The organism is Ferruginibacter sp. (assembly GCF_028288465.1).
Lineage (GTDB): Bacteria > Bacteroidota > Bacteroidia > Chitinophagales > Chitinophagaceae > Ferruginibacter.
The window spans coordinates 74,470-88,045 of sequence record NZ_JAQBNR010000053.1; the positions used below are offsets into that span (position 1 = coordinate 74,470).

General features: G+C 41.2%; 10 protein-coding genes and 1 tRNA gene. 3 read left to right on the forward strand and 8 right to left on the reverse strand.

All coding sequences use genetic code 11. The annotated features are described in order from the left end of the window. Positions 1–331: 331 nt before the first annotated feature. The 6 genes from JWR61_RS20630 to JWR61_RS20655 form a co-directional block, all read right to left on the reverse strand. Positions 332–3,160 (reverse strand): ATP-binding protein, encoded by a 2,829-nt coding sequence (locus tag JWR61_RS20630; protein WP_301929603.1) that lies wholly within the window; start codon positions 3,158–3,160, stop codon positions 332–334. Positions 3,161–3,474: 314 nt separating this feature from the next. Beyond that, positions 3,475–4,293: a DUF5602 domain-containing protein gene (locus tag JWR61_RS20635; RefSeq protein ID WP_301929604.1), complete on the reverse strand. Its 819-nt coding sequence runs from the start codon at positions 4,291–4,293 to the stop codon at positions 3,475–3,477. Between the two features lie 86 nt (positions 4,294–4,379). Then, positions 4,380–5,735: a T9SS type A sorting domain-containing protein gene (locus JWR61_RS20640; protein ID WP_301929605.1), complete on the reverse strand. Its 1,356-nt coding sequence runs from the start codon at positions 5,733–5,735 to the stop codon at positions 4,380–4,382. Positions 5,736–5,752: 17 nt separating this feature from the next. After that, on the reverse strand, positions 5,753–6,580 hold the full coding sequence (locus tag JWR61_RS20645) for a hypothetical protein (protein WP_301929606.1): 828 nt from the start codon (positions 6,578–6,580) through the stop codon (positions 5,753–5,755). 26 nt (positions 6,581–6,606) lie between these two features. Continuing rightward, on the reverse strand, positions 6,607–8,742 hold the full coding sequence (locus tag JWR61_RS20650) for a tail fiber domain-containing protein (protein ID WP_301929607.1): 2,136 nt from the start codon (positions 8,740–8,742) through the stop codon (positions 6,607–6,609). A 680-nt stretch (positions 8,743–9,422) separates the two neighbouring features. Continuing rightward, positions 9,423–9,499: transfer RNA gene (locus JWR61_RS20655), tRNA-Arg, on the reverse strand. An 81-nt stretch (positions 9,500–9,580) separates the two neighbouring features. Here JWR61_RS20655 and JWR61_RS20660 point away from each other — a divergent pair. Next, on the forward strand, positions 9,581–10,054 hold the full coding sequence (locus tag JWR61_RS20660; protein WP_301929608.1) for a 23S rRNA (pseudouridine(1915)-N(3))-methyltransferase RlmH: 474 nt from the start codon (positions 9,581–9,583) through the stop codon (positions 10,052–10,054). 6 nt (positions 10,055–10,060) lie between these two features. After that, positions 10,061–10,732, forward strand: coding sequence for a rhomboid family intramembrane serine protease (locus JWR61_RS20665; RefSeq protein ID WP_301929609.1), 672 nt, complete (start codon positions 10,061–10,063; stop codon positions 10,730–10,732). On the opposite strand, the gene tilS is transcribed toward JWR61_RS20665, so the two are convergent. Both tilS and JWR61_RS20675 read right to left on the reverse strand, forming a co-directional pair. Then, entirely contained in the window at positions 10,722–12,053 is a 1,332-nt protein-coding gene (gene tilS, locus JWR61_RS20670) for a tRNA lysidine(34) synthetase TilS (RefSeq protein ID WP_301929610.1), read from the reverse strand. The two genes, JWR61_RS20665 and tilS, sit on opposite strands and share 11 nt — an antisense overlap. 200 nt (positions 12,054–12,253) lie before the next feature. Continuing rightward, the gene (locus JWR61_RS20675; protein ID WP_290338412.1) at positions 12,254–12,565 is read right to left on the reverse strand and encodes a lipopolysaccharide assembly protein LapB; all 312 of its coding nucleotides are present in this window, start codon (positions 12,563–12,565) and stop codon (positions 12,254–12,256) included. A 130-nt stretch (positions 12,566–12,695) separates the two neighbouring features. Here JWR61_RS20675 and JWR61_RS20680 point away from each other — a divergent pair, with 130 nt between their 5' ends. Further along, on the forward strand, positions 12,696–13,439 hold the full coding sequence (locus tag JWR61_RS20680) for an electron transfer flavoprotein subunit beta/FixA family protein (protein ID WP_301929611.1): 744 nt from the start codon (positions 12,696–12,698) through the stop codon (positions 13,437–13,439). Positions 13,440–13,576: the final 137 nt, after the last annotated feature.

Sequence of the window (13,576 nt, forward strand, 5' to 3'; positions counted from 1 at the left end):
ACATCCACCTCATGCAGGGCGATGAGTCCCTGGCTGAACTTTGCGGCATAAAAGCGATTACGATAGATATCAGTGGCATCAGCACTTTTTTCAGCCGCAACATATCTTCTGCAGAAAAATGTTTAACATTCGTTGATTATTATGACACTTCGTTTTTTGCAATTCTTTGCCATACTGATTGCTGGCGTTAGGGCATTTGCCAGACAGTAATAATTGAAGTTTCCTCTAAAAGAAAATTAATGTTTTTTGGGGCGGTTGCCAGCAACAGCATGTTGGAATAGTTGTGCTTAGTTTTCTTTCGGTTGTTTTCCCCTTAAAAGGTCGCATAACTTTACAAAATTTCACTTGGACTTATTCCAAATTCTTCCTTAAAGCATTTGGAAAAATAGGTATGGCTGTTGAATCCTACTTTAAACGCTACCTCCGATGGAGTGGCATATTTTTTCTGCAGCAATTCTTTTGCTCTTAGTAATCTTGTATTGCGAATTACTTCGCTTGGAGCCTGGTTAGTAAGAGCAATTAATTTCCGGTGAAGCTGGCTTCTGCTCATATTCACCGTGCTGGCTAATTCTTCCACGCCAAATTTGTCTTCCCCCATATTTTTTTCAATAGCCTGCATCACATTGGCCAGGAATTTTTCATCTGCACTGTTGACTGCTATTTCCGAAGGTTTCAGTATTACCTGGCCGGCAAATTTTTTACGCAATAATCTTCTTTGCTGAATGAGGTTTTGAATCCTGGCCAGCAATTCTTTGGCATCAAAGGGTTTGGTAAGATAATCATCTGCACCTGTTTCAAGCCCTTCTACTTTATGCTGCTGCCCGGCTTTTGCTGTTAACAGTATCACCGGTATATGACTGGTGTGTTCGTTTTTTTTCAGCTGCCCGGCCATCTTAAAACCATCCATTACCGGCATCATTACATCGCTGATAATAAGGTCTGGAATTTCGGCTATTGCTTTTTCGTAGCCCTCTTTGCCATGCGCTGCTTCAATCACCTGGAAGTCTTTTTCAATCGTTTCATAAATAAACTGCCGCAGATCATCATTATCCTCCACAATTAACACCAGCGGCAATTCGCTTACGTAACCTGATTTAAAAACGGGCCTGCTTTCCAGGCTTTCTTCATAACCTTTATTTATTTGTATTTCATTATTCTTCCATTCTCCATACACCATCTCATTCTCATTAAACGCATTTTTACCAACGGGTAAACTTACTTTGAAACGGGTGCCTTTGCCAGGTTCACTACTAACACTTATCTGGCCCCCATACAGGTCTACCAGCTCTTTTACCAACGCAAGACCAATACCGGTTCCTTTATCTTCTGTGCCTTCAACCTGGTAAAAACGGTCAAACACTTTCGCCAGGTCTTTTTTTGATATGCCGGGTCCGCTATCATCTACCTCAAAACGTATCCTGCTTTCATCACATTCCACATTCAGCGATACACTACCTTTTTCCGGTGTGTATTTAAACGCGTTGCCTAAAAGATTGGTTATAATTTTTTCAAGTTTATCCTTATCAAAAAAAGTGATGGTGGTTTGTTCAGGAAGATGAACATAATAGTGTATTTGTTTTCTTTCTGCCATGGATTCAAAAGAGGCGGCCAACACCCTGATGATCTGCATTACATCACCTTTAATCACCTGCATCTTCATCTTACCCGAGTCAAGCCGGGAGAGATCAAGCAATTGATTTACCAGTTCAAGCAAACGGTCGGTATGTCTGCGCATGGTATTAATTTGCCGCAGCGGAACCTCTGTATATCCGCTTTTTGATTTCTCATTGGCCTGTTCTTCTATTTTCTGTAAAGGGCCCTGGATAAGCGTAAGTGGTGTTCTGAATTCGTGTGAAATGTTGGCAAAGAATCTTGATTTGATGTCATCAATATCTTTTATGTTATCGGCCTCTGCTTTTGCCTGCTCATTTAGTTTTATTTTATAAGCGAGGGCTACTGCAAATATTAATATTTGCCCCAGTTGCCCGATAGCGAATGGGCTAAAGGGCATAAATTTAAATTCGTTATCTACTATTCCTACAACGGTAAAGCATAAAAGCCATACACCCCCCGCCACAAAAAAACGGGCAAAAACATTTTTAAAGAATGCAAACCGGATAACGAATAAGAAAGTAATAACGGCAAAGCTGAGATCTGAGTAATGGAAGTAAACATACTTGTGAGAAATTGCTGAAGCGATAATTTCTATTAATACTACCGTACACCACAGCACAATAAAAGCCTTTAGAAACTGATCGGTACGTTTTGATAAAACAGGCAGGTTAATGAATGTTCGCCCAAAGAGCAGAAAGAAAATTAACATCGCTGCTAAATTCAACAACCAAAAGCTTAACAATAATTCGGGATGCTCCGGAACCAGCCAGTCGATAAAAGGCAGGCGTGAATAAATAGTGAGATAGATGATGGATAATACAAACGCGTAGATGCCAAAAAACAAATACGATTTATCTCTTAAAAAAAAGAAAAGGCAAATGGAGAAAATCGAAAACGTAAACACAATGCCGCCTTGCATCGACAACCGCTCGTCCCCGGTGCCGGAAGGTAATAATATAGCTGGCTTGTGTAGCTCAAGGTACGGTGGCGCATTGCCGCCCAATTTGCTGTACATCTTTATATAAATAATGCGCTGCTCATCCTGGTTGGCAGAAAATAAAACACGGCTGATACCCGCCAGGCTTTTTATTTGTTTTTGTGAACGGGGTACCAGCATTCCACTGCGGTTTTGTTCTAATAATTTTCTATCCTTATTAAAATAATACACGTCCACAAAATTGTAAAAAACAGCTTCACTGTTAGAAACATAATAGTCTTCGGAAGTTCCCCGAAACAATAGCCACCATTTATCTATCAGGCCGGTGGTTTCAACAGAAAGCCTGAGCCAGTACGTGGTATAGTTCTCGAGTGTTTTAAAATTACTGATGGGTTTAAATTGATCATCCATTTTACCTGATGCAATTTCCCCGATGGTTAACTGATTTGTTGCGTCAGCGAAAGCAAACGTAGCGGGCCGCAGATCGTGTAGCTGGACTTTTGCGTCCACCGCATAGAAAGAATCAATAGAAGCCGCATTCTTGTGTTGCTGCGCATGTACATTTAACTGCAGACAAATGAAAGACAGTATGAAATAAAATTGCTTCATGTTGTTGATACCTGAATGAAAAGTAGCGATTTAATTCTGCAAACAGAAATATGTAACTGCTGAAGAATCCTTATAAGACTAAGAGCCTTTTGCGTGCGACAAACTGTGTGCTTACTCTTCTTTATAGTTTCAGCTCATTGTCGCCCCTATATAAACTGCCTGGTCGCTACAACCAAGAATTATCTATATGCAAATTTTTATTCGCCAGGAATCTATTGCTGCAATTTTTTTCGGGCGACTGTCAGCATAAAGCGATATTATTAGTGTGTACGTTTACAAATTGCACACACTAATAATATTTAATAAAAAGAAGGTTATCTCCAGACAAAATCGCTTAATGTTATGTAGTGTTTTGAAGTAGCTGGATCTTTGTAAATATTATATTTCTGCGGATAATATTTATTTGTGGGGTCAAATACATGGAGCTGTCGAAATGCTGCTGTATAACTGGTACCCTGCACTAGATAATCTCTTATTATCATTGGCTCCAAAAAAATAAATTTACCATTATACGAACCGTAAATAAATGTTTTAGTAAATGGTGGTGCAAATGTGCCATCTGCCCAATGCTTACCCATCTGCGGAACGCCACCGGCTGTAGGAAAATATAAGTCGGGCCAATAAGCATGCGGCGGAAGGTTATCAAAACCAGCAGGAGCAACTTCATAAGGTGGAATAGCCATTTGCTCTCCTTCAGAGATCATGTAAAAATGAAAATCGAAATGTGGTACATCAAATACATGTTCCGGCTCGTGACCATGCACATTCCAATTGATCACCAAATGATCAAAAGGGGTAAGGTCACCGGCTTTTTTATGCAAGGGAAGGACGAAAGTGGCAGCCGCAAAATCTTCCGGGTCCTGAGATAAACCATATAAAGCCCCGTCTGTCATTTCTATACCAATTTCTACAGGTACGCCCTCATGATTAATGCTTATCCAGGACCTTACCTTGCCATTGCCCATTTGTATTTCCGGACCCTTAAAAACATTTTCTACGCTCTTGTTTATTTTGTCTGCAGATACAGCACCTGCTTCAGCTAGAGTTATTTGTTTCCCTTCTTTATAACAGGAAGAAAAAAACATAAGTACGAAGACAAATAATACCTGGTAATGCACAATTTTCTTTTTCATTTTTTCTGTTTTAGATTGTTTAGTAAAAAAGTGATAGGCCCGTTGTGGTAATTATTTAGATAACCCCACTTGAAATAGTATAAACGTTACCGCTTCACAATTGAAACTTTCTTTTGTATTTGCCCGTTGTTCCAGGTTGCAATAACCTGGTACGTGCCTGAAGCAATGGTATTCATATTGATTTGTACAAGATTGTTTCCCTTTAGTAAATTGATTTGTTGCTGACTTATCATTGATCCCTTGCTATCAAATATTTTTACGAGCGCTTTCGATTCTTTAGCAACCTTAATTGTAGCTGATAAATTTTCAGCTACAGGGTTTGGCCATACTTTCCAATCGTTGTCCGCATCGCAATCTGCATGTATACTACCGGAGTATTTTATGCTGCCATTTAAATCATATTCCGCAATGCGATAGACAGCACCACTGGCCCATGTATTATTGCCGGTAAAACTATAGCTGCGTGCTATACTGCTGTTGCCCGCTGCCGGTTGTGAACCAATTACTGTCCAACTATCTCCTCCCATACTTCTTTCAACATTGAAATAACTGCTGTTGTTTTCCTGTGCTGTTTTCCATGTCAGCTTAACATTTCCATTGTCACATCCGGCATTGAAAAGAATATATACAACGGGCAGGGGATTGCTGACACGGGCAAGCGTCCAGGTAGAGAATGCATCAATGCCTGTTTTCTCCACGTAGTTGCCGGCAATATTTCTTGTTGTAAAACCTGCATCACTCCAGCTAACGCCATCAGGACTTCTCCACAACACGAGGCTGTTTGCATCCAAACCATTTAGTTCGGTGTTAAAAAAGGCAAACCGGAGCGTTGCATTTAGACCCGTGTTATTGGCCGGGTTGATATCATAATACCGCAGGATACTCCCACCGCCGGAGCCGGCAATATTTTGTGTCCTATGCCCCCTGCGGATGGTAGTGCTCCCCAGGTTTTGCAATGAAGTTAATACAGCGCCGAGATTGCCCGGATTGATTGAAACTGGTGCGTTGAGCGTATTGGTGATTTGTACATAACCGCCATTGGACCCCGTAATGCCTGTCGCTTCTGATTCTCCGCCAACTGATCCTGAAGTACCCAGGTCAATATTGTTATTATTCAAATCCAGGAAGCCGGATTGAAATTCAATTGCCTGGCTTATATTAATTGTTCTTTGTAAAACAATCTTTGAAGATCCCGTAAGTGCAACCTGGATATTGCTGAAAAGTGGAAGTGTGGCACCGCCGACAGTTATATTTTGATTGCCGGTGAACTTAAAAATATTATCCAGTGATGCACTGGTTGCATCATGCTGCAGCTCCATGTTATCAAGCACTAAGTAAGTGCCTGCTTCACTTTTCCAGCTGGTGCCTGCCCCGATCTGCAATTGCGCATGGCAGTAAACAGAGGCAAGTAAGCAGGTGGAAAGAATACATAATTTTTTCATTGCTCAACTGTTATGGGTTACTGACATTGATAGGTATATGTTTCAATAAATGAATAGGTACTACCATCCGATATCTTTTTATTTGTATTTATTCTTGATAAAGGAAAACCGTTATCGTTGTATGTATAAGTGATGGTTCTAATCCTGTCCGGGTCTCCGGAATTAGTATAACCCAACAGGTTATTTTTGCTAAGGGCTTCAAATATTGGTCCGGGGTCATAATTGTTCCAGCCTGCATGCATATACAATTGCCAGTTTTTTATACCTGTATACGGGCCTGGTTTATCATCATAACCCGTGGCTGTTACTACAACATCGCCCCTGGGGCCTGTGGTGTTTTCGTATTTCAGGGACGTAACATTATCCTGGTCGTTGTAAGCAATGGTGAGCTTGTATTCCCAATCTGTGGCAATATGCGGCGTTGTTTCCAGCACCTGTACCAGCCTTGATTTGGCATCATAAGCAAATGTATAGTTCCAGTAATCCGACTGCGTGATACCATCCAGGGTTATCCACTGGCTTGCCGTTGTGGGGAGACCTCTAAAGATATTGGCATTGTAAGATGTATTTAGTGAGTCGGTGAGCCCGGCCCTTACAGATGCCGGCTGCGTGATGGAAGTAGACGAATACCCGATCGCCATGTTGACGGGAGGATACGAAATATTGGCGAGGGTTCCATCGGTATTGTACCGATAGGTATAGGTTACATTACCTGAATTGAAGTTGGTGTTCTCAGTGAGTGGTATGCATTTTCCACTAACAGATGGCTGCGTTAAGGGGGATTTTCCGCAGGCAAATAAAAGAAGTGCCAACATAAACTGTAAACAATATGATGTGAGTTTCATTTTTTTTGTTTTAAAGTGAAGAAGTTTTATTTATTTGATTTTTCTAGTGTTTCCAGCCTTTTGGTCAATAGGTTAATTAGCTGCTGCTGATCTTTAATCATTGCCTGTTGCTCCTGCACCGCTTTTACCAGGGGTACAACAAACTGTTCGTAACTCAGGGTGTATAATTGATTTGATTTTTCAGGAACACCTACACCGCTAAAATCATAGCCGGCATCTTTGGCTGCCTGTTCTACTTCCTGGGCAAGAAATCCACTTTCTTTTATTTTTTCTACATCATATTTACCGGCAAATTCTTTTGTGTCTTTATTCCCGGTAATCTTTACAATGGCGTTCAGGCTGCGGTTATATGTCACGGGCTTTAGCCGCAAAATAAAATCAAGCCCTTTTACGTCTGCATGAATATTCTTTTTCATTCGTGCGTCTGAAAAAGTGCTCCACGTTTTATTGCCACCGTTCCATAACGTACTTAAATTTCCCAGGAAAGCCTGGTTACTGGCGGCATTTAAAATGCCATCGTTGCCAATGCTTATTGTATTGGTAACATTAGGAGAACCGACATCTGTTCCGCTGTTAAAACCAATCGCAATGTTTTTTGTACCCCCTACAAGATTGTCAAGAGCCCCTACGCCAATTGCTGTGTTGAAATTTCCTGACACGTTTGAAAAAATAGCATTAAATCCAACGGCTGTATTATCCCCCCCCGACTTGGTATGATACAGTGCACTATTTCCATTAGCTGTATTGCCGGAGCCGTCGACATTTGAATAAAGCGCATCTTTACCCAAGGCTGTGTTATTAGATCCGATCGAATTTGAAAAAAGCGCTTCTACCCCCACAGCCGTATTTACATATCCGGATGTGTTTGAATACAGTGCATCTTTTCCGATGGCTGCATTAGAAAGGCCTGTGGTGTTGGTATACATCGCGTTATGTCCAACCGCCGTATTATAGTATCCATCAGTATTTGATGCCGGATTATTGTGATACAGTGCGTTGTTTCCAACTGCCACATTTCCGCTAATCCAACCCGCTCCCCCGTCATATGCCTGAAAATGTAAGGCATCGTTTCCGATGGCGATATTCCCGGATGCGGTTGTATTAGATGACAGTGCATTGTAACCAAAAGCGTTGTTGTCTCGGCCGGTTGTATTTAACTCAAGCGCACCAAATCCAAATGCACTGCTGATATTTCCGGCGGTGTTGGAATATAAAGAGCGGTAGCCGGTTGCGGTATTTCCGTTAGAAGTATTTGAGTATAGCGACTGGTATCCCACCGCGGTAATAAACTGGCCGCTTGAATTGGAATAAGAAGCCTGGTATCCATTGGCAGTATTGTAAGTTCCACTGCTATTAAATCTAAGTGCCGAAGCACCGGTTGCAGTGTTGAAACTTGCCTGGTTAAACTGAAGTGCCCTGCTACCAGTTGCGGCATTCTCTGTTCCCGTGATATTATTTGATAAAGTATTTACTCCTGTTGCTGTGTTGTATCCACCATCCACATTATTCACCAGCGAATAGGGCCCAATGGCAGTATTTGCATTACCGGTTGTATTTTTATTTAAAGCATGGGTACCCACCGCAACATTTGTAACGGCTGCATTTTGAGTATATAAAGACGAGTCACCTATAGCTACGTTTTCATTACCGATACTGTTATTGCGAAGTGCCGCGATGCCTACAGCCGTGTTAAGCAAGCCTGAGGTATTGCCCTGCCCGGCACTTACACCAAAAAACAAGTTGCCAGTTGACGGATGAATTTCTCCTGCCCACACATTATTAACTTTGAAACGAAGTGGTTGATTATCGGCAGTGCCAATAAAATGAGTGGACGGATTGGTGGCGCTGTTGCCTGTAAGCAACCACCCTGGTGTAGCCGATGCTGAAAGATTACTCCACGCCGAACCGTTGTAAAACCAAAAGCTGTTGGTGTCGGTGTCAAATACCAGCAAACCGGACGCTGGTGTTGTGATGTTTGTCCGTTGAAGTGAATTCATACGGGGCGGTAACATTCCTTTCGTAATACTTTTAATATCGAGTATGGCGCTGCCATGCGCAGCCGATCCATCCGTATTGATGGCAACGCTTTGAGCCTGCAGGGAATTGATTGAAAAAATCGTTATACCGGACAGAACGGCCCAAAGGAGTACTAATCGTTTCATGTGTGTTTTTTTATTTTTAAAAGAAAGTTTTTGATGTCTTGTACATTTATTTTACTTATCGGTTTACCCGTAGGGTAAGTCTTGACGGGGGCCGGCTGTCGGTTATATATTTGTTTGCTTCTTATAATAATTAAACATCTTTTTAAAATCTCATCAGCAGTAAATCAGCCTGAATTAGATTAAGGATATCTGTTTAATAATTGATATCTCTAAACCGATCAATGAATTTGTTTTGATAAAAGTAAGGGAGCAGCCCTGCGGGGTGTTAGCGATTATGTGGTAGATACTAATACTGTCGTCGCACGTGATATACGACTGAAGATCAACTTATTGCAAGGTGGTATGCAACAGGCTTTTCAATGTATGCGACAAATATTTTAAAAGAAAGATTTTGTTTCGGCGTTCTGTAGTTGAGATCTTCCGGATATGTCCGGAGTGTGGCCTTATTTTCTCTGTGCATTGCTGGTACCTCAGTTGCCAACAATTCAATGCAAGCAATTACCAATCATTAACCCACCTGTAAAAACTGTACTGTTTGCCGGTTGGATGGTAAGTCTAAAAGATATTTTATCACCGGGTAAACCAATATAAAACTTATCTAGCTGTCCGGAGTAAAGTATGCAAGTAGTAAACATACACGCATAAAAAAAAGAGACTATCTCAATGATAATCTCTTCTGGTGGTGACCGCGTCAGGATTCAAACCTGAAACCTTCTGATCCGTAGTCAGATGCTCTATTCAATTGAGCTACGCAGCCGTTTCTTGTTTCGGACGGCAAAAATAGAGATTTATTTTATTCATCCCAACTCTTTATGCATTTTTGCGCTAAATAATAAAAATGAAATTTCAATTCTGGACGGTTGGTAAGGCACATGAAAGCTTTGTTAAAGAAGGTGTGGAAATGTTTACAAAACGCATTGCCAACTACTATCCGGTGGACTGGACCATTATTGCGGGTCCTAAAAACGCAGCTGCTTTGAGTGAAACGGATCTTAAAAAAAAAGAGGGAGAAATTATTTTAGCAGCATTGCAAAAAGACGATTTCCTGGTGTTACTGGATGAAAGGGGCAAACAATTGACTAGTGAAGGACTGGCTTCTTTTATTCAGCAGCGGGCAAATGAAAGTACAAAAAATATCATTTTTTTAGTCGGTGGTGCTTTTGGTGTAAGTGATACCGTTATGCAAAGAGCGAATTTTAAGTGGAGTTTAGCACAATTGGTTTTTCCTCATCAGTTAGTTAGGCTTATCTTAGCCGAGCAGGTGTACAGAGCCTGCAGCATCAACCGCAACGAAAAATATCATCACCAATAAAATTTTATGAGTGTTACTATTATTATAATAGCTATTACCTGCATTGTGTCTTTTATTTGTTTTAATAATGAAGAGCTGATGGATAAACTGATATTTTATCCACCCGCAGTTTCAGTCAATCATGAGTGGTATCGCTTTTTTAGCTGCGGCATTATTCATAAAGATATTCCGCACCTGTTGTTTAATATGTATGCATTGTACCTGTTCGGACAGGGTCAGCACAGTGGTGGTGTTGAGTTTGAGTTTGTGGCTATTTTTGGCAGCGCAGGTAAACTATTTTATATATTGATGTATGTGGCGGCTTTTGCGGTATGCCTGATACCGACCTATATGACGCACAAAGACAATTATCAGTATAAAAGTTTAGGTGCATCAGGCGCTGTATCGGCAGTGGTGTTTGCATTTATACTCTTTAATCCCATGCAGGGCGTTGGGCTGATATTTATACCTGTTTTTATTCCGGGATTTTTATTTGGTATTCTTTACCTGGTAATATCTTATTTACTGGCAAGAAAAGGCAACAGCAATATCAACCACTCAGCACACATTTGGGGAGGCTTGTTCGGCATAGGTTTCATTGTGATTTTCGCAGGCATTTTTGGGCACTATCCTGTGGTGGCAAATTTTTTGGAGCAGGTAAAAACGGTTCGTTTAGATAACCTGTTCTCTACTTATTAAATTCCAGTTTTAGCACCTGCCGCGTTTGCGGGGCAGTTTTAAAACGATCATCAATGCGCAGGCCGATCACCCACAATATTTTTTGATTCATTTCAATTACCCAGGTATTTTCTTTTTGGGTAAGCGATAATTTTTGGTCTGTCAAAAAACGGTTGATTTTCTTTTTCTTTTGCATGCCAAGGGGATAAAAATAATCGCCCAGCTTCCATTTGCGCAATAATAACGGGAAGGTAATTTCATCCGCATTCAGCGTGGCTATCAATGGCGATGTATCCATGCTAACTTTGTCTGCGGACAGTTTTTGAATTGCAATTTCTCCGCCTGCAAATACAATTTTTTTATCTGTATACTCAATTAAAATATGTTCCGCTTCCTCCTGCATAACCGGCGCAATGATAAGCCAGTTACGGTTTTTAATGATGCGGTGTGTGGCCGATTCTACATATTTCCCGGTCTCGCTTTTTAGTAAGCCAACCACTTCGTCAGTTTGGTGTGCAGTGAATCCAAAGTCTTTTATTACTTCATAAACAATAGTTGCAAGAGGTATTGTTTTTAAAAGTTTCAGCACCGGTATATGTACTTCATTACCTTTTTGCTCCAGTAATTTTTTTAAATGAAGATCAACTGACTGGCGGTAAAGGATTTCAGTTTCTGTAAAACGCTGAATGTTTTTTAGGATGTTTTCTTTGGCTTCTGGAAAACTTTGGCTTACCAATGGAAGCAGGGTGTTGCGGAAATAATTGCGGGTATAATCATTTGCTGCATTGGTATGATCAGTTACAAATGCCAGTTGGTGTGTTGACACAAAGACTTCGAGTTCAGCACGACGGGCAAACAGCAATGGCCGTACTATTTTATTTTGCTTGGGTAAAATACCCCTTAAACCTTTTATACCGGTGCCCCTGAAAAAATGCATTACCACGGTTTCAATATTATCGTCTGCATGATGGGCTGTTACAATGTGATTGTATTTTTTTTCAGTCATCAGTGTTTTAAACCACTGGTAGCGCAGGTTGCGGGCGGTTTCCTCTATTGATTTTTTTGTGTCGGCTGCTATTGTTGCAGTATCAAAACTCTTAACGTAAAAAGGCACGCCGCATTTTTCAGCCAGCGCCCGTACAAACTTTTCGTCCCGGTCACTTTCTTCGCCACGCAGTTTAAAATTGCAATGCGCTATAGAAAAATTATATCTGGCCTGTTTGCATAAAGCACACAATACAACAGAATCAACTCCCCCGCTGACTGCGAGTAAAAGTTTATCGGTTGATTGAAAAAGGTTTTCCTTTTTAATGTATGCGGTAAATTTTTCGAAAAGCTCCATGTATAAGTTTATAACAAATGCTGAAAACCGATATGAACCGGGGGCCAAAGATGCCATGAAAAATTAATGTAAAAAAGTGCGACACCAATTAAGTTGCAAGTAGCTTCTCAGCCCGGACAATAATTTTAAACTTGCCATTGAAAGAACTAACTGGCACAAATACTCTCCACAAAGCTCCCCCTTGGGGGATCCAGAGGGCCCTATTCTTCCAAATCTTCCAGCGCTCCCTGCAGTTCATTATACGAATGATTATCCCCTGCCCTTTTTGCTTCTTCCATGCCTCTTTTATAAATTCTGATGGCCCGGTCAAAGTCTGCCACCCGCTCTAATAATTTTCCCAAATGATAGTAGGAACCAATATAGGTGGGCTCCCGCAGCAAAATTTCATTGAACAGTTTGCGGGCTTCCTCATCGTTGCCCACTTTGATGTATTCCAGTGCCAGTGCATGTTGCAGAAAACTATCCTTGCCGGAAGTTTCCAAATATTCCAGTAATTTTTCTATCCGGCTCATGCGATACTTTTTTTTAATTTTTTATTTTATTTATGGGAACAACACTTATCTTTGTTATTAGTTGCATAAACAACTTTATTTTATAACGACTGTCTTTGCACCCAATAAAGACAGGGAAAAATGAACTTGCATGAAAATTTTAGTCTGTATCAGTAAAACGCCTGATACCACCGCAAAAATAGCCTTCGCTGATAACAATACGAAATTCGCTGCAGATGGTGTTCAATGGATCATCAATCCGTACGATGAATGGTATGCGCTGGTGAGGGCCATTGAATTAAAAGAAGCCGATGCTGCGACGGTGATTCACCTGGTAACCGTGGGCGGTGCGGATTGCGATCCGATCATCCGCAAAGCGCTTGCGCTGGGTGGTGATGAAGCCATCCGCGTAAATTCGGATAGCCATGACAGTTATTTTATTGCTTCGCAGATTGCGGCCATTGCAAAGGAAAATAGTTACGACTTAATTTTCACCGGCAAAGAAACGATTGATTACAATGGTTCTTCTATCGGTGGCATGGTAGCGGAATTGCTTGATCTTCCCTACGTTTCGCTGGCAACCAAATTTGTACTGGAAGGAACAACAGCGATCATTAACCGCGAAATTGAAGGTGGCGAAGAAACAGATAAAGTGCAGCTACCCGTAGTAGTGAGTTGCCAAAAGGGAATGGCGGAACAACGCATCCCCAACATGAAGGGCATTATGGGCGCCCGGAGCAAACCGCTGAAAGTAGTAGAACCTGCTGCTGCAGAGGCTTTCACTTCCATTGCATCTTTTACTTTACCACCTGCTAAAGCGGGCGTAAAAATGGTAAGTGCCGAGCACCCGGAGGAACTGGTGCGGTTACTGCATGAGGAAGCGAAAGTGATTTAAAAGCCCCCTGCCCCCAAAGAGGGAACTTAGGATGGAGAGTATTTGGTGTAGTAATATTTTTTCAGTTGTAGGATTATTATTCTTTTCCGGGCTGAGAAGCTACTTTCAACTTCATTGGCGTCGCACTATTGTACTTT